We start from the raw sequence: 16,159 nt of genomic DNA, 5'->3' as shown, positions 1-16,159 counted from the left end.
TTTTGTTTCTTTTTTAATTTTGTTGTTCTCGTGCTGTCTATTAGTGGGGGGGGGGGGCGCCCCCGCCCCCCCCCCACCACCCCCTCGGGGACGGACCGGGAACGTCCGGCGATCAGACGATGCCCTCGGAGATCTCCGACTGTTCGCGGGCGTTGCCGTACGCCTGCGGGGTGCTGTACGAGCCGCGGGCGATGTACCACCAGGCGGTTGCCAGCACCAGCACGACGGCGAGCGCGATCACCGCGTAGTTCATCGAGTCGACGGTCACCGGGTTGGTCTGCGGCAGGCAGAAGAGCACGGTGACCAGGGCCACCCACACCACGGCGATCCAGCCGATGGGCTTGGACCAGCGGCCCAGGCTCCAGGGGCCCGGCTCGAAGCGGCCCTTGGCGCGCAGCTTGAGGAAGATCGGGATGGCGTAGGCGGGGGTGATGCCGATGACGTTGATGGCCGTGACCGCGCCGTACGCGGTCGCCGAGTACAGGGACGGTATGGCGAGCACGCCCGCGACGATGACCGACAGCCACACCGCGGGGACCGGGGTCTGCGTACGGCCGCTGACGCGCCGCCACAGCGCCGAGCCCGGGAGCGCGTTGTCCCGGCTGAAGGCGAACACCATCCGGCTGGCCGCCGCGACCTCCGCGTTGCCGCAGAAGAGCTGCGCGACGATCACGAGGAGGAGCAGCGCGGTCGCGCCGCTGGTGCCGAGGGCGTCGATGAGGATCTGCGCGGGCGGCACGCCGGTGGCGCTGTTCTGGGCGCCCGCGTAGTCCTGGATGGCGAAGGTGAGGCCGGCCAGCAGGGCGAACCCGGCGATCCAGGAGACCCAGATGGCCCGGACGATGCCGCGCGCCGCCGTGACGGAGGCGTTCGAGGTCTCCTCCGAGAGGTGGGCGGAGGCGTCGTAGCCGCAGAAGGTGTACTGGGCGAGCAACAGGCCGATGGCGGCGACGTAGAGCGGGTTCTGCCAGCCGGTGTCGTTCACGAACTCGGTGAAGACGAAGGAGGGCGACTGGTGGCTGTCGGGGATGATCGCGAGCGCGCCGACGATGACGGCGACCCCGACCAGGTGCCACCACACGCTGATGGAGTTGAGGACGCTGACCAGCCGGACGCCGAAGAGGTTCAGCACGGCGTGCAGGAAGAGAATGCAGAGGAATATGACAAAGGTCCAGCCGGGGGTGGGGCTGAAACCGAACTGGAGGTTGAGGAAGGCTCCGGTGAACAGCGCGGCGCCGTAGTCGATCCCGGCGATCGCGCCGAGCAGTCCGAGCAGGTTGAGCCAGCCGGTGTACCAGCCCCACTTGCGCCCGCCGAGCCGGTCGGCCATGTAGTAGAGGGCGCCCGAGGTCGGGTAGGCGCTGGTGACCTCGGCGAGCGCCATGCCGACGCAGAGGACGAAGAGTCCGACACCGGCCCAGCCCCAGAGCATCACGGCCGGGCCGCCGGTGCCCATGCCGAAGCCGTAGAGCGTCATGCAGCCGGACAGGATGGAGATGACGGAGAAGCTGATGGCGAAGTTGCCGAAGCCGCCCATGCGGCGGGCGAGCACCGGCTGGTAACCGAGCTCGCGCAGCCGCTTCTCCTCGTCCACCGGTGGCGCGGGCTCGGTCTTCGACCAGGTCGGCGGGGAAACGGACATGGAACTACCTCCGGGGAGAAACACACAAAGGGTGGGGACGGGGGCGACGGAGGCGGACGGAGGGGGACCGGCCGCGGGGAGAGGGCGGTGAGCGGTACGGGGCGGTGGATCAGCCGGAGGGGCGCTTCCGGGGCTCGCGAACGGCGCCGAGACAGCGGCTGCGGGCCCGCAGGAACACGTCCTCGGCCTCGGCGGCGTCGCCGGGCCGGCGCGTACGGTACGCCCAGGGCAGGGAGACGTAGTACGGGCCGAGCGCCTCGAACACCCGGGCCGCCTCGCTGAACTGGAGGGCACCCCACAGGGCGTGCGCGAGCTGGTTGAGGTCGAGCAGCGACGCTTCGGCCAGGACGGCGTGGTCGAACCAGAGGTGCAGCGCCCGCAGGGCGTCGCGGGTGGCGTCCTCCGTGACCCAGTGCAGGTCGAGGGCTTTCTCATGGCCGTTGTCGCGACGGTAGCGCTCCGTCCTGACGAACAGCGGCATGGCGTGCAGCGACGATCCCTCGGGGGCGGCGGAGGCCGCCCACTGCACGAAGTTGACCGCCTCGGAGAGGGATCCGTCGGACCGCCGCGCGTACACGAACTGCAGCATGCGGTGGTACGCCTCGCGGTTGTACGGATCGCGCTTGTCCACCTCGGCCAGCAGGGCCCAGGGACCGGGGAAGAGCATCGGGCCGGGGGGCGGCAGCCGGTGCTCCTCCAGCCGCTGCTCGGTGTCGAGTTGGGAGAGCGCCAGCAGACAGATCCAGGGCACCGGGTCGGCGGGGGCCTGCCGGGCGGCGGTGCCGCACGCCTCCCATGCCTGCTGCCACAGCTCCTGGGTGCGCGCATGCCCCTCGCGGTGGGCGCGCACCGCGCGTTCGACCAGGACGCGGGTGTGCATGACGGTGGCGGCGGTGCTGTCGGGCTCCTCGCTCCGCCAGGCCCGTACGGCGTCGGATCCGGCGGCCACGGCGGCCAGTACCTGGGTGCGCTGGGTCCACAGGGACCAGTCGCGGGTCTCGGCAAGGAGGTTGCGCATCGAGACCCAGCGTCCGGCGCGCAACTCCTGCACGGCGGCGCGCAGATCGTTGTCGTGGCCGGCCGGGTGGTAGACGGGGCGGAAGTTGTCACTCGCCATCGGTGGTGCTCCGTCCGCCCGTTGGGCCGTATCCACCTGTTGGGACGTATCCGCCCGTTGGGCCGTACAGGGGCCCGCGCGAGCCCGGCGAGATCCGAACGGGAGTCCCTAGCACCGGCCCTCCGCCCCCGTCCCTGGTGGCCCCGGGACCCGGAGGCGACGGGCGGTGCCGTGGCCCGGGAGACCGCCGACGGGGCGCCCGGATGAATGGATGGTCGACATAGATCCTCAAGGACAGTGGGGGGTGAAACGTTCCGGCTGGGTACTGCGAAGGCGTGGTCGTGCCGCGCCCACCGGAAGGGCGGGCTGATCGAGCCCACCCTGCCGCTGCGGCGATCAGTGTAGGGGCCGTGATCCGCCCCCTCGAACACTTTGCTGATCTTTCGCAACTCTCCGTGGATCAAGCGAGGTGACGCGGTGTCCGGTCGGGCCGTCCGGAGCACGCGGGGCGGGTGACGTAACGGGAGGACATCGGCGGAGCCGGTACGGATCGGTCCCCACCGGGCGCGTCCGGTCCCGCGGAGCCCCCGCGACCGCTCCGACCTGCACCGCCGTGACCTGCGCCACTACCGCCCCCGAGCCCGTTCCCACCGGCCCCCGGGGTGCGCACGCGGCGGGGAGAGCCGGCCCGTCCGAGCGGTCGAACAGGCCACGCCGTCCGCACGGAACTGTGACCCAACCGGAATCTATGAAGTACGCACCGTAGCCGGGACGATGTCCCGCACGCCGCCGCGCGCGCCGTGGACCGCGCCCCCGAACGGGGCCCGGCACCGGCGCCGACCTGGGAGGACCGTATACGGGGAGCCTCATTGCAGGCGCACACGACGGCACATGCCACCGGCTCTCCCCCGCGACCGCGCGTGTGGGCGCGCGTCCGGGCGTGCGGTCGTATACGTGGCCTGCGACGGGTGGCGTGCCAAGGGGTCGGCCCCACCGGCGAGGGGGTGCGCCGATGGGGCCGGGAAGGCTCAAGCGGCCGAGGGGGAAGGGCCGTGAGCGTGGTCTGTCGAAAGGCGTGTGCCCGCTCTCCGGCGACCTATGCGTCCCGCGCGGGGCGGATTTCTCCGGCTTCCCGGCGCCGGCCGCGGTGGGCCGCCCTTCCCCGCGCGGTGAACGGTGAGTGACCGCTTCCGGTCCGGCGGCCGAGGGCCCGGCGACGCTTCGCCGCCGCGGTGATCCCTGTGTGGAGATGGGTGTCGGACGTTGGAGCGTCGTTCACTCCCAGGCCACGCCCGATGTCAAGCATCAAGGTGCAGCCAGGGGCCGTCCCCGGCACGCTTGCCGACGCGCTCGTACTCGGGAGACCGGATCATGACACGCATACGCTCCGCAGTCACCGCCGTCGACCGCCGTTCCTTCCTCACCGCGACCGGAGCGGTCGGTGTCTCGGCGGGGATCGGGCTGGCCCTCGGCGCGGGCGGCAACTCGGGGGCGGCGTCCGCGGCTTCCGCGGAGGCCGCCGTGCCGGGCCCCCGGGGCCCGGTGGCCCCGACGGCCACCGCCGCCCCCGTCCGGACGCCCGCCGCGCCCGCCCGTACGACGCTGGACACGGTCGCCACCCCGCGCGACACGGCCGCCGCGTTCCGCCGGCTCGGCGACGGTCCCGGCTGGCGCCGGGTCGTACGCGAGCAGTTGGCTGCCCCGCGGGCCGGCCGCGCCGGGCGGCGTACCGTGCTCACCTCCTTCGTACAGCTCACCGATCTGCACCTGGTGGATGTCCAGCACCCCGTGCGCACCGAGTATCTGCGCTCGCAGCAGCTCTCCGGGTGGCGCCCGCAGGAGGCCCTGACCGTGCCGGGCGCGGTGGCGCTGATCGAGCAGATCAACGCGCTCAGGACGGGTCCCGCGACGGGGTCGCCGCTCTCGTTCGCCGTGACGACCGGGGACAACACCGACAACAACTCGCACGCCGAACTCGACTGGTTCCTCACGGTCATGAGCGGCGGCCGCGTCACCCCGAACACGGGCGACCCGCGCCGCTACGAGGGGGTGCAGAACTCCGGCGAGCGGCTGTTCTGGCACCCCGAGGACGGCCTGCGCGACACCGACAAGCGGCTCGGCTACCCCCGTGTCGACGGATTCCTCGCCGCCGCGGTCCGCTCGGTCAACAGCCCGGGGCTGCGCATCCCGTGGTACTCGACCGTCGGCAACCACGACGGGCTGGCGAGCGGCGCGATGGCCGACCGGAGCGGGTTCCTCGCGGACTTCGCCGTCGGCTCGAAGAAGCTGTACGGCATCCCGGACGCCGAGGCCAAGGAGATGCTGAAGCTGCTCTCGAAGGGCGGCGACCCGTCCGGTGCCAAGCTGATCGACCTGCTGCGCCGTTCGAAGCGGCGGATGCGCACCATCACACCGGACCCGGGACGGGCGCCCTTCGGCCCGCGCGACTATCTGAAGGCGCACCTCGATCCGGCACGCGCCGGGGCGGGTCCGGCCGGGCACGGCTACACCGCCGCCAACCTCGACGGCGACACGCTCTACTACACCTTCCCGATGGGCGAGAACGTCACCGGGATCAGTCTCGACACCACCGACCGGGGCGGGCACTACACGGGCTCGCTCAACACCGCGCAGTTCAACTGGCTGAAGCGGACGCTCAAGGAGCTCCGGGACGGTTACGTCGTGGTCTTCAGCCACCACAACAGCTGGACGATGACCAACACCCACCCCGATCCGGCCCACCCCGGCGAGGCGCGGCACAACGGTGACGAGGTGCTGGCGCTGCTGGGGCGCAGTCCGCAGGTGCTGGCCTGGGTGAACGGGCACAGCCACCGCAACGCGATCGCGCCGCGCGGCGGTTTCTGGGAGATCTCCACGGCCTCCCACATCGACTTCCCGCAGCTCGCCCGCGTCATCGAGATCGCGGACAACAACGACGGCACACTGTCGCTGTTCACCACCCTGATCGAGTCGTCCGCGCCGCACCGTACGGACTTCGGGGACCTCTCGCAGACCGGGCTGGCGGCGCTCTACCGGGAGCTGTCGCACAACGCGCCCGGCTCGACCACCGCTCCGGCGGGCACGTCGACGGACCGCAACACCGAGTTGCTGCTGACGCGCTGACGCCGACGGACCGGCCGGCCGCCGACGGGGGCCGGTCAGCCGGACCGCCCGTCAGCCGGACCGCCCGTCAGCCGTCGATCAGGCGCTGGACGGCGGGGGCGTACAGGTCGGCGATCCCCTCCGGGGTCGTCCGGCCGCCGGCGCCGGAGCGGTAGAGGCTCTGCACCGCGCCGAGGCCCAGCAGTTGTCCGGCGATCAGTTCGGCGCGCAGGGTGCGGTCGCGGCCGGTCAGCAGGGTGGCGAGGCGCTGGGTGATCTGTTCGTCGAAGCGTTCCCGCAGCAGGGCGCGCTCGTCATCGTTGCCCAGCGCGAACACCACGCGCAGCAGCGGGTCCCCCTGCTGCTCGCGGCGGCTGCGCACCAGGGTGAGGACAAGATGGCGGCCGAGTTCGCCGAGGGGCGCGGCGAAGAGCTGGTCGGCGGCGGGGCCGAAGTCCGCGACCGTGTTGAACAGCCGTTCCTTGGTGCTGAAGTGCTTGACGATCAGGGAGGCGCTGACGCCCGCGTCGGCGGCGATCCCCCGCAGCGTCACCTCGGCGTACGGCCGGAAGGCGAACGCGCGGCGCGCGGCGCGCAGGATCGCGGCCCGGCCCGTCCCGGCGTCGACGCCCGTCCCGGTGTCGGTGTCGGCGTCCGCACCGGCGTCGGCCGGCGGCGCGGCGGCGGCCCGCGGGTCCGTTGCCCGCCCGTTCATGCGCCCTCCTGGGCCAGCGACTTCGCACGGTCCCGGCCGACCCTACCGGTGGCGGCGTCCGGCTGCCGCGGCAGACACAGCGTGACGGCCAGCGCGAGCAGCGCCGCGGTGCCCGCGAGGACGAAGACCAGCAGATAGGCGCCGAGGGTGGGGGCGGTGCGCCCGCCGGCGTCGAAGGTCATACGGGCGAGTACGGCGGCCACGGCGGCGCTGCAGCACGCCTGCCCGACCGAGCGCATCAGGGTGTTGAGGCCGTTGGCCGCCCCGGTCTCGCTCACCGGTACCCCGCGCATCACCAGCGCGGGCAGGGCCGAGTAGGCGATCGCGGTGCCCGCGGCGACGACGGTGGCGCCGAGGACGATCGTCCAGAGCCGGTGGCTGGTGAAGAAGCGCACCGCGTAGCCGACGGCGAGGATGCCGGAGGCGATCGCGAGGGTGGTCCGCGGACCGTACGCGGCGGAGATCCGCGCGGAGACGGGCGACAGCGCGACCATCGTCAGGCCGCCGGGGAGCAGGCAGAGTCCGCTGACGACGATCGAGGCGCCCAGGCCGTAGCCGGTGGCCTTCGGTTCCTGGACCATCTGGGCGGTGGACAGGGAGTTGGCGTAGAAGGCGAAGCCGATGAGCAGAGCGGCGATGTTGGTCAGCAGCACCGCGGGGCGCGCGGAGACCCGGAGGTCGACCATGGGCGAGGCGACGCGCAGCTCGTAACGGCCCCAGACGAGCCCGGTCACCACGGCGAGGAGCAGCAGTCCGAGCGTGCGGGCCGACGTCCAGCCCCAGTCGCCGCCCTGGGTGACCGCCAGCAGCAGGCTGACCAGAGCCGTGGACAGGCCGAGCGCGCCCGGTACGTCGAACCGGCCGCGCGAGCGCCGGGGCGACTCCGGTACGCAGAGCAGGACCAGCGCGATGTCGAGCAGCCCGAGCGCGGCCGACGCCCAGAACATGGTGTGCCAGTCGTAGTGCTCGACGACCAGCGCGGCGACGGGCAGTCCGACGGCGGCGCCGATGCCCAGGGTCGAACTCATCAGGGCGACGGAGGACAGGACACGCTCGGGCGGCAGTTCGTCGCGCATGATGCTGATGCCCAGCGGTACGACGGCGAGGGCGGCGCCCTGGAGCGCCCGTCCCGCGATCAGTACGCCGATGTGGGAGCTGACGGCGCACAGCACGGACCCGGCGGCCAGCACGCCGAGGGAGGCGATGAGGACGCGGCGCTTGCCGTACATGTCGCCTGCCCGGCCGAGTACGGGGGTGCAGATGGCGCCGGTGAGCAGGGTGACGGTGACCAGCCAGCTCGCCGCGGTCGGGGTGGCGCCGGTGAGCGCGGGGACATGCGGGAGCAGCGGGACGACGAGTGTCTGCATGACGGCGACGACCACCCCGCAGAACGCCAGGACGGCGACGAGGAACCGGGGGTGCGGGGCCTCGGCGGGCGGTCCGGCGGGACCGGCCACGGGTATGGCTTCGGACATCTCGCTCCGTACGGTGAGGGGCCGGTGGGGTGCACCGCGTACCCGCCCCGTGGGGGCGCGCGCCGGTCCATGGGTCATGCGCAAGGGTCGTGCGCGAGAGGTACGCGCGAGCCGGCCGGGTGCACAGGCGTTCACCTCCACGGTAAACGTCTGTGCACCCCCGCGCCAGGCCACAGGTGCACAAGCGTTCACCCCGTCCTGCCTTGGGGGGACACGATCCGACCCGGCACACTGTCCTCGGCCGCCGGGGATCCGGTGCCCGCCCGACGACCGCCGTGGGAGGCACGATGGCGCTCCAGATCAGCGCGACCAATCCGGAGCAGCCGGCCGTACTCCTCGACCTGCCCTGGAACATCCCGCTCGACCGGTGGCCCGACGCGTGCCTGGTCGCGCTGCCGCGCGGCATCTCGCGCCATGTGGTCCGCTTCGCGTCGGCCGGCCCCGAGATCGTGGCGGTCAAGGAGATATCCGAGCGGGGCGCGGTGCGCGAGTTCGGGCTGCTGCGCGATCTGCACCGGCTCGGCATCCCCGCCGTGGACCCGGTGGCGGTGGTGACCGGCCGGGTGGACGCGGACGGCGCGCCGCTGGAGCCGACGCTGATCACCCGCCATCTCAAGGGCTCGCTGCCGTACCGCTCGATGTTCGAGTCGACGATGCGCCCGAGCACGGTCAAGCGGCTCATGGACGCGCTGGCGGTGCTGCTCGTACGGCTCCATCTCGCCGGGTTCGCCTGGGGCGACTGCTCGCTGTCCAACGCGCTCTTCCGGCGGGACGCCGGGGCGTACGCCGCCTATCTGGTGGACGCCGAGACCGGTCAGCTCCAGCAGAACCTCAGCCGAGGGCAGCGCGAGTACGACATCGAACTGGCCCGGGTCAACATCGCCGGGGAGCTGATGGACCTGGAGGCGTCGGGCGCGCTCCACCCCTCCGTCGACCCGGTGCCCTTCGGCGCCGCGATCGTACGGCGGTACGAGGACCTGTGGCACGAGGTGACGCGGGAGTCGGTGTACCCGGTGGACAAGCGCCACTACATCGACCGGCGGATCCGCCGCCTCAACGATCTCGGCTTCGACGTGGCGGAGATGCAGATAGAACGCTCCCCCCAGGGCGACACCGTGACGTTCCTGCCGAAGGTCGTGGACGCGGGCCACCACCAGCGCCAGTTGCTGCGGCTGACCGGGCTGGACGCCGAGGAGAACCAGGCGCGGCGGCTGCTCAACGACCTGGAGAGCTGGATGGCGGGCGAGGACGACTACGCCCCCGGTGATCCGCTGGGGGCCAGGCCCGAGGTGCTGGCGCACCGCTGGGTGCGGGACGTGTTCCGGCCGACGGTACGGGCCGTACCGCTGGAGCTGCGCGGTGAGATGGACGCGGCGCAGATCTACCACGAGGTGCTGGAGCACCGCTGGTACCTGTCGGAGGCGGCGGGGCGCGACGTCGGTCTGGAGGCGACGATCGAGGACTACCTCGCGCATGTGCTGCCCCGCGCGGTGGCCGCGCTGGCGCCGCCGCCTGCGGACCCGTCGGCCGACCTCTCCCCCTGACCGGGGCGGTCACTGGAGGGCGCGTACCGCCGCCGTGAAGAGCGACGGCGCGCGCGCCGCCGCCGGGACCAGCAGCCGGGCGCCCGCCGGGCGGCCCGCGACCCTCAGCAGCCCCTCCGTCAGCACCCGGTGGCGGCGGGTCAGCGCGCGCCACGCCCGCTCGTACGCCTGGGGCCGCCCGGCGCGCAGACAGCCCACCGCCACCCGGGCGGACGCCAGCGCGAGGGCGATGCCCTCGCCGGTGAGCGCGTCGACATAGCCCGCGGCGTCGCCCACGAGCAGCACCCGCCCCGCCGTCCGGTGGCGGACCCGGCGGCGCAGCGGACCCGCGCCGCGCACGGCTCCGGCGGGCGCTCCCGCGAGCCGGGCCCGCAGCTCGGGGAAGGCGGCGAGGTGGTCGTCGTAGCCGCGCCTGGCCGTGCTCAGTACGGCGACCCCCACCAGATCCGGGGCCACCGGCGTCACATACGCCTCACCGTCCTCGCCGGTCGCCGACCAGTGGACCTCGACGAAGTCCGTCCACGGCGTGACCCGGTAGTGGCGCCGCTGCCCGTAGCGCCGGGGGCCCCGTCCCGGCAGTTCCAGGCCGAGGCGGCGCCGTACCGGTGAGTGCAGGCCGTCCGCGGCCACCAGCCAGCGCGCCCGGAGGCCGCCCGCGGTCACCCCGTCGGCGCGCTGCTCGATCTCGCCGACCCGGCCGGTGACGATCCGTACGCCGGTCTCCTCCGCCCGCCGCGCCAGCGCCGCGTGCAGGGCGGTGCGGCGTACGCCGAGGCCGGGGCCCGCGTCGAAGGCGGCCTCCGCGCGCTCCGCGCCCCGGACGTACCGGATCCCGCGCAGGGTGTGGCCCCCGGGGCCGCCGGGCCCTTCGAGGCCGAGGGCGGCCAGCGCGCGCACGCCGCTGGGCAGCACGCCCTCGCCGCAGGCCTTGTCGACCGGGGTGGCGCGCGGCTCGATCACCACGGTCTCCAGTCCGGCCAGGGCGGCGTGGACTGCGGTGGCGAGTCCGGCCGGACCGCCACCGGCCACCAGCAGGTCGATCACGGCAGGGCGCCCGCCCCGGCCATCCGCAGCGCGCTGTTCTCGCACCGGGTCCGGACGGTCAGCAGAGCGGCGTTGAGCACGGTGAACACCAGCGCGGTCAGCCAGGCACCGTGCACGAGGGGCAGCGCGATGCCCTCGGCCGCCACCGCCACGTAGTTGGGGTGGCGCAGCAGCCGGTACGGGCCGTCCGTCACCAGCGGGAGTCCGGGCACCACCAGGACCCGGGTGTTCCAGCGCGGCCCCAGGGTGCGCACGCACCACCAGCGCAGCCCTTGCGCGGCGACCACGACGGCGAGCATGGTCCAGCCGAGGGCGGGCACGAACGGCCGGTCGGCGAGCGCCACTTCGGCGAGGCAGCCGAACAGCAGCCCGGTGTGCAGGACGACCATCGGCGGGTAGTGCCCCTGCCCCCGTTCGACGGCGCCGCGCGCCAGGCTCCAGCGGGCGTTGCGGCGGGCGACGGCCAGTTCGGCGACGCGCTCCGCGCCGACGGCCAGGACGAGCGCGGTGTACCAGATCATCTTCTCCCTGTCTTTCTCTCCTCGCGGCCTGTCTTTCTCTCCTCGTGGTGCGGCTGCCGCTCGTGGTGCGGCTACCAGCGGAGCAGGACCAGTTCGGAGCAGAATCCGGGCCCCATCGCGAGCAGCAGCCCCGCCGTGCCGGCCGGGGGCGGCCGCTCGGCCAGGGTGTCGCGCAGGACGTGCAGCACCGAGGACGAGGACAGGTTGCCCACGGCGGCCAGCGAGTTCCAGGTGAGGTCCAGGGCGCCGGCCGGGAGTTCGAGGACCTCCTCGATCGCCTCCAGGACCTTGGGGCCGCCGGGATGGCAGACCCAGGCGGTGATGTCCCCGCGCCCCAGGCCGTGGTCGGCGAGGAAGCCGTCCACGTCGGCGGCGAGGTTCTTCCGTACGACGTCCGGAACGCTCGCGTCCAGGACGATCCGGAAACCGGAGCCGGTGACGTCCCAGCCCATCACGTGTTCGGTGTCCGGGTAGAGATGGCCGCGCGTGTCGAGGACCCGGGGCCCCGTGGCGCGGCGCCGGGCCCCGCAGGCGACGACCGCCGCCGCCCCGTCGCCGAAGAGCCCGGAGGCGATGAGGTTGGCGGTGGAGAGATCGTCCCGCTGGAAGGTGAGCGAGCACAGCTCCACGGAGAGCAGGACGGCGACGTCGTCGGGGTGGCCCAGCAGGTAGTCGTGCAGCCGGGCGATGCCGGCCGCCCCCGCGACACAGCCGAGACCGAAGACCGGTACGCGCTTGACGTCGGGGCGCAGCCCGAGCCGCCCCACCAGCAGGGCGTCCACGGACGGCGCGGCGATGCCGGTGACGGACGTGAACATCAGCAGGTCGACATCGCGCGGGGAGAGCCCCGCGGCGTCCAGCGCGCCGCCGACCGCCTCGATCCCCAGCGGGACCGCCGCTCCGATGAAGGCGTCGTTGACCGTGCCGAAGTCGTCGAGGGCGCCGTACCGGTCGAGGGGCAGGGCCGTATGACGGGTGGTCACGCGGGTGGCCCGGTGCAGCCGGTCGAGCACCCGGCGGTCGGCTCCCGCGGGCAGACAGCCGGCGGCGACGGTGTCCGTGAGGTCCTGCTGGCTGTGCTGATGCGGAGCCAGGGCTCCGTGGACGGCTGCGATGCGGGTCATCTGCGGTCCGATGTCGGGGGCGACTGACGTGAAATCCCTGCCCCCGCACCGCCGCGCCACACGTGAAGTCGCCTGTACGGCCCCTCCGGTGGCGCCCCGGCGGGCGGGGCCGTGGCGCCTACGATGGGCGGATGGACGCGAGGGACGAAGCGGGCATCACGGTCGGCGGCTCCCTCGGCGGGGTGCCGGGGCGGTGGCCGCGCTCCGTGGGGGTGCTGCCGAGGGCGTGCCACCCGGGGCCGACGGCCGCGGTGACGCTGCTGGTGGCGGGGCTCGCGGTGGCCGCCGGGCAGGACGGTCCCGGCTGTGTCCTCGCGACGGCGGCCGTGCTGACGGGGCAGCTCTCCATCGGCTGGAGCAATGACGCGGTCGACGCGGCGCGGGATGTCGCGGCGGACCGGCGGACCAAGCCCGTGGCGGACGGGGCGGTGACCGCGCGCACCGTATGCGGCGCGGCGCTGATCGCGCTGGCCCTGTGCGTACCCCTCTCCCTGCTGTACGGGGCGCTCGCGGGGGCGGTGCATCTGGTGGGGGTGGCCGCGGGGTGGGCGTACAACCTGGGTCTGAAGTCGACGGCGGCGTCCTGGCTGCCGTACGCCGTCGGGTTCGCCTCGCTGCCCGCCTTCGTGGCGCTCGGTCTGCCGGGGCGGCCGGCGCCGGCCTGGTGGGTGGTGGCCGCGGCGGCGCTGGTGGGGGTCGGGGCGCACCTCGGCAATGTGCTGCCGGACATCGCGGACGACCTGGCGGCCGGGGTACGCGGCTGGCCGCAGCGGCTGGGCCCCTCGGGCGTCCGGCTGCTGCTGCCCGCCCCGCTGGTGGCGGCCACGGCGCTGCTGGCGCTGGGCCGCCCCGGCGGAGCGGGGGTGCTCGCCCTGGTGGTGGCGCTGGCCGCCGCGACGGGCGGCGCGCTGCTAGGGCGACACCGGCCGAAGGCGCCGTTCCTGGCCGCCGTCGTCGTCGCGGCGGTCGATGTGGCGCTGCTGCTGTGGCGGGGGACGGCGCTCACCTGAGGCGCCGTCGGCCCCGCTCCCCCGCCGGCCGGGGGCGGGTCAGGCGGAGCCGAGCCGGGCGCCGAGGAAGGCGAGCGTACGGTCCCACGCCCGCCCGGCGGCCTCCGCGTGGTACGCCTCGGGGCGGCCGTCGTTGAAGAAGGCGTGGCCGGCGCCCTCGTAGACATGGAAGACCGGGACGATGCCGGACTGCGCCTCGATGGTGGCCTTGAGCTCGTCGAGGGTGGCGACCGGCACGGTGTCGTCCCGCTCCCCGTAGTGGCCGAGGATCTCCGCCTTGAGCCCGGAGAAGTCCGGGACGCCGTCCCTGTTGACGCCGTAGAACGGCACGGCGGCGGAGACCCGCGGGTCCGCGGCGGCGAGGCTGAGCACGAAGCCGCCGCCCATGCAGAAGCCGACGGCTCCGACCGTGCCGCCCTCCGTCTCGGGCCGGTCCAGCAGGTAGCCCACCGCTCCGGAGAGCAGTTCGACGCCCCGGGCGGTGGGCAGTTCGGTCATCAGCCGCACCGCTTCGCCGGAGTCGTGGGCGACCTGGCCGCCGTACAGGTCGGGGGCGAGGGCGACATAGCCGGCCTGCGCGAAGCGGTCGGCGATGTCCTTGATGTGGGCGGTCAGGCCCCACCATTCCTGGATGACGACGATGCCGGGGCCGTGTCCGGCGGGCGGAACGGCGAGATAGCCGTAGGCGGTGCTCCCGGCGCTCGGGAAGGAGACGTTCTGGAGGGTCGGCTCGGTCGGCACGGTACTGCTCCCAACTGACGGCGGATCGGTGGCCCGGGGACGGTGGCCCGGGTCGAACGCCCGGACCGGTGGCCCGAGGTCGGGCCATGGTCGCGGACGGGTGGGTCGTTGCCAGGGGATCGTAGGGAAACGGGCGCGGCCGGGGCGGCGCGCCGCTCCGGCGGGGCACCCGGTCCGTGGTCCGTTCCGGTAGGAGCGGCCCGTGCGCCACCGGGCCGCCCGGCGCCGGCCTGGCCGAGGACACCACCCCGGAGTGTACGTTCGTACGCTCCGGGCGGTAGGGTCGCCGTCATGCCGACGGACTACTTCGCGGGCGATCCGCGCACCCACCTCGAACGCATGCTGGCGGGGGATCTCTACATCGCCGACGACCCCGAGATCGCCGAGCGGCAGCAGCGGGCCGTACGCCTGGCGGCGCGGTACCAGGCCGCCTACACCGAGGACGCCCGCGCCGCCGGACCCGTACTGGCCGAACTGCTGGGTGCGGTCGGCGATCAGGCGCATGTACGGCCGCCGCTGTACGTCGACTACGGCAGCAACATCACCATCGGGGCCCGCACGTTCGTCAACTACAACCTGACCGCGCTGGACGTCGCGGCGATCACCATCGGGGAGGACTGCCAGATCGGGCCGAACGTCCAACTCCTCACCCCCACGCACCCGCTGGAACCGGGGCCACGGCGCGACAAGCTCGAAGCCGCGCTCCCCATCACCATCGGGGACAACGTCTGGCTCGGCGGGGGCGCCATCATCTGCCCCGGTGTGACGATCGGGGACAACAGCGTCATCGGCGCCGGCGCGGTGGTCACCAAGGACATCCCCGCGAACGTCGTCGCCGTCGGCAGTCCCGCCCGGCCGATCCGCACCCTCTGAGGCACACCAGGTGGCCACCGGACATACGGACCCGCGGCGCCGCGAGCGCATCCTCGCCGCGACCCTCGACCACATCGCGGAGGAAGGTGTGGCCGGCGTCTCCCACCGCAAGATCGCCGCCCGCGCCGCCGTCCCCCTCGGCTCGATGACGTACCACTTCGGCGGCATGGACGAGCTGCTGCGCGAAGCCTTCACGCGCTTCGCCGACCGGGTCGTGGCCGTCTTCGAGGAGCACCTGGGCCGTGCGGACAGCCCGGAACAGGCCCGCGAGGCCGTCACCGACCTGGTGCACGCGCTCTCCGAGGGCCCCCGCCGCGACCTCGTCCTGACCCAGGAGCTCTACACCCTCGCCGCCCGGCGCCCGGAGTACCAGGAGCTGACGCAGGCGTGGATGGGCCGCAGCAGGCAGCTGCTGGAACGGCACTTCGACCCCGACACGGCACGCCAGCTCGACGCGCTGATCGAGGGGCTCACCCTGCACCGTGCCCTGAACAACGGCGCACCGCACAGTCGCGCGCTGACCCGCCGGGCGGTCACGCGCATCACCACTGCCTGACGGCGGCCACCGGGCGGCCCGTGGCGCGGCGGTTGCAGGACCGGCCGGAATCCGGCCGTACCGGCACAGAACCGGGGCCCCGGCCGTACGGGTTGAACCGGATCGCCCGGACGGGCACGCGACGGCGGTCCCGGACGTTGTCGGATTGGTTCTGTGTGACACCTGAGGAGAGATGAACGAATGGCCCTGTGGGACCGGTTCAAGGAATCCGCCGCGACGATGCAGACGCAGCTCATGGCGAAGAAGAACGATCTCAAGAGCGGCGCCTTCCGCGACGCGAGCATGGCCATGTGCGCCCTGGTCGCCGCCGCGGACGGCTCCGTCGACCCGGCGGAGCGGCAGCGGGTGGCTTCGCTGATCGCCTCCAACGAGGTGCTGCAGAACTTCCCGGCGGAGGATCTCCAGCGGCGCTTCGACGACTATCTCAACAAGCTCACGGCCGACTTCGCGTTCGGTAAGGTCACCGTTCTCCAGGAGATCGCCAAGGCCAAGAAGAATCCCGCCGAGGCGCGGGCGGTCGTCCAGATCGGCATCGTCATCGGCGGCGCCGACGGCGACTTCGACAAGACGGAGCGGGCCATCGTCCGCGAGGCGTGCTTCGCGCTGGACCTGCCGCCGCACGAGTTCGACCTCTGAGTTCGACCTCTGAGTCCGGCCGCGGGGGGGGGGGGGGGCGGGCGCCCCCCCCCCCCCCCCCCGGGGGGGGGGGGGGGCGGTTAGGGGCGCGGCCCCGGGAGCGGAGGGGAGACCCCCAC

At 73.5% G+C, this 16,159-nt stretch carries 14 protein-coding genes; 6 read left to right on the top strand and 8 right to left on the bottom strand.

Translation table 11 applies throughout. The features are described from left to right. Positions 1-112: 112 nt before the first annotated feature. Together ACFTZC_RS09775 and ACFTZC_RS09770 are read right to left on the bottom strand one after the other, a co-directional pair. Positions 113-1,642, bottom strand: coding sequence for an amino acid permease (locus tag ACFTZC_RS09775; protein ID WP_382888247.1), 1,530 nt, complete (start codon positions 1,640-1,642; stop codon positions 113-115). Between the two features lie 109 nt (positions 1,643-1,751). Further along, a complete protein-coding gene (locus ACFTZC_RS09770; protein WP_382888246.1) occupies positions 1,752-2,759 on the bottom strand; it encodes a hypothetical protein in 1,008 nt (335 codons plus the stop codon). Between the two features lie 1,311 nt (positions 2,760-4,070). On the opposite strand from ACFTZC_RS09770, the gene ACFTZC_RS09765 reads away from it, so the two are divergent. Next, complete coding sequence (locus ACFTZC_RS09765) at positions 4,071-5,822, top strand: TIGR03767 family metallophosphoesterase (RefSeq protein WP_382888245.1); 1,752 nt, start codon at positions 4,071-4,073, stop codon at positions 5,820-5,822. Positions 5,823-5,889: 67 nt separating this feature from the next. Here the strand turns inward: ACFTZC_RS09765 and ACFTZC_RS09760 are convergent, their stop codons facing one another. Next, a complete protein-coding gene (locus tag ACFTZC_RS09760; RefSeq protein ID WP_382888244.1) occupies positions 5,890-6,516 on the bottom strand; it encodes a TetR family transcriptional regulator in 627 nt (208 codons plus the stop codon). Beyond that, positions 6,513-7,991: an MFS transporter gene (locus ACFTZC_RS09755; RefSeq protein ID WP_382888243.1), complete on the bottom strand. Its 1,479-nt coding sequence runs from the start codon at positions 7,989-7,991 to the stop codon at positions 6,513-6,515. The genes ACFTZC_RS09760 and ACFTZC_RS09755 overlap by 4 nt, the downstream gene beginning before the upstream one ends. A gap of 287 nt (positions 7,992-8,278) precedes the next feature. Here ACFTZC_RS09755 and ACFTZC_RS09750 point away from each other — a divergent pair, with 287 nt between their 5' ends. After that, positions 8,279-9,535 (top strand): DUF4032 domain-containing protein, encoded by a 1,257-nt coding sequence (locus ACFTZC_RS09750; RefSeq protein ID WP_382888242.1) that lies wholly within the window; start codon positions 8,279-8,281, stop codon positions 9,533-9,535. A 9-nt stretch (positions 9,536-9,544) separates the two neighbouring features. Here the strand turns inward: ACFTZC_RS09750 and ACFTZC_RS09745 are convergent, their stop codons facing one another. The 3 genes from ACFTZC_RS09745 to ACFTZC_RS09735 form a co-directional block, all read right to left on the bottom strand. Further along, positions 9,545-10,579 (bottom strand): NAD(P)/FAD-dependent oxidoreductase, encoded by a 1,035-nt coding sequence (locus ACFTZC_RS09745; protein ID WP_382888241.1) that lies wholly within the window; start codon positions 10,577-10,579, stop codon positions 9,545-9,547. Further along, positions 10,576-11,100, bottom strand: a complete 525-nt coding sequence (locus tag ACFTZC_RS09740; protein ID WP_382888240.1) for an isoprenylcysteine carboxyl methyltransferase family protein — start codon at positions 11,098-11,100, stop codon at positions 10,576-10,578. The genes ACFTZC_RS09745 and ACFTZC_RS09740 overlap by 4 nt, the downstream gene beginning before the upstream one ends. 71 nt (positions 11,101-11,171) lie before the next feature. Beyond that, positions 11,172-12,224 carry a type III polyketide synthase gene (locus tag ACFTZC_RS09735; RefSeq protein ID WP_382888239.1) on the bottom strand — a complete coding sequence of 351 codons (1,053 nt, stop codon included), beginning with the start codon at positions 12,222-12,224 and terminating at the stop codon, positions 11,172-11,174. Between the two features lie 131 nt (positions 12,225-12,355). Between ACFTZC_RS09735 and ACFTZC_RS09730 the strand changes: the two genes are divergently transcribed. Beyond that, positions 12,356-13,234: a UbiA family prenyltransferase gene (locus tag ACFTZC_RS09730; protein WP_382888238.1), complete on the top strand. Its 879-nt coding sequence runs from the start codon at positions 12,356-12,358 to the stop codon at positions 13,232-13,234. A gap of 39 nt (positions 13,235-13,273) precedes the next feature. Here the strand turns inward: ACFTZC_RS09730 and ACFTZC_RS09725 are convergent, their stop codons facing one another. After that, positions 13,274-13,975 (bottom strand): dienelactone hydrolase family protein, encoded by a 702-nt coding sequence (locus tag ACFTZC_RS09725; RefSeq protein WP_382888237.1) that lies wholly within the window; start codon positions 13,973-13,975, stop codon positions 13,274-13,276. 291 nt (positions 13,976-14,266) lie between these two features. Here ACFTZC_RS09725 and ACFTZC_RS09720 point away from each other — a divergent pair, with 291 nt between their 5' ends. The 3 genes from ACFTZC_RS09720 (at position 14,267) to ACFTZC_RS09710 (ending at position 16,040) form a co-directional block, all read left to right on the top strand. Then, positions 14,267-14,848, top strand: coding sequence for a sugar O-acetyltransferase (locus tag ACFTZC_RS09720; protein ID WP_382888236.1), 582 nt, complete (start codon positions 14,267-14,269; stop codon positions 14,846-14,848). 10 nt (positions 14,849-14,858) lie between these two features. Continuing rightward, entirely contained in the window at positions 14,859-15,404 is a 546-nt protein-coding gene (locus ACFTZC_RS09715) for a TetR/AcrR family transcriptional regulator (RefSeq protein ID WP_382888235.1), read from the top strand. 180 nt (positions 15,405-15,584) lie between these two features. Then, positions 15,585-16,040 (top strand): tellurite resistance TerB family protein, encoded by a 456-nt coding sequence (locus ACFTZC_RS09710; RefSeq protein ID WP_382888234.1) that lies wholly within the window; start codon positions 15,585-15,587, stop codon positions 16,038-16,040. Positions 16,041-16,159 lie beyond the last annotated feature (119 nt).

This window comes from Streptomyces sp. NPDC056987, from assembly GCF_042673865.1.
Lineage (GTDB): Bacteria > Actinomycetota > Actinomycetes > Streptomycetales > Streptomycetaceae > Streptomyces.
Note: the sequence above shows the minus strand (reverse complement) of the source record. Positions and strands in the feature narration are given on the sequence as shown.

Coding starts and splice junctions, on each gene's coding strand:
- ACFTZC_RS09750 (WP_382888242.1), top strand. CDS start 8,279: ATGGCGCTCCAGATCAGCGCGACCAATCCGGAGCAGCCGGCCGTACTC.
- ACFTZC_RS09760 (WP_382888244.1), bottom strand. CDS start 6,516: ATGAACGGGCGGGCAACGGACCCGCGGGCCGCCGCCGCGCCGCCGGCC.
- ACFTZC_RS09770 (WP_382888246.1), bottom strand. CDS start 2,759: ATGGCGAGTGACAACTTCCGCCCCGTCTACCACCCGGCCGGCCACGAC.
- ACFTZC_RS09730 (WP_382888238.1), top strand. CDS start 12,356: ATGGACGCGAGGGACGAAGCGGGCATCACGGTCGGCGGCTCCCTCGGC.
- ACFTZC_RS09720 (WP_382888236.1), top strand. CDS start 14,267: ATGCCGACGGACTACTTCGCGGGCGATCCGCGCACCCACCTCGAACGC.
- ACFTZC_RS09765 (WP_382888245.1), top strand. CDS start 4,071: ATGACACGCATACGCTCCGCAGTCACCGCCGTCGACCGCCGTTCCTTC.
- ACFTZC_RS09710 (WP_382888234.1), top strand. CDS start 15,585: ATGGCCCTGTGGGACCGGTTCAAGGAATCCGCCGCGACGATGCAGACG.
- ACFTZC_RS09755 (WP_382888243.1), bottom strand. CDS start 7,991: ATGTCCGAAGCCATACCCGTGGCCGGTCCCGCCGGACCGCCCGCCGAG.
- ACFTZC_RS09735 (WP_382888239.1), bottom strand. CDS start 12,224: ATGACCCGCATCGCAGCCGTCCACGGAGCCCTGGCTCCGCATCAGCAC.
- ACFTZC_RS09775 (WP_382888247.1), bottom strand. CDS start 1,642: ATGTCCGTTTCCCCGCCGACCTGGTCGAAGACCGAGCCCGCGCCACCG.
- ACFTZC_RS09740 (WP_382888240.1), bottom strand. CDS start 11,100: ATGATCTGGTACACCGCGCTCGTCCTGGCCGTCGGCGCGGAGCGCGTC.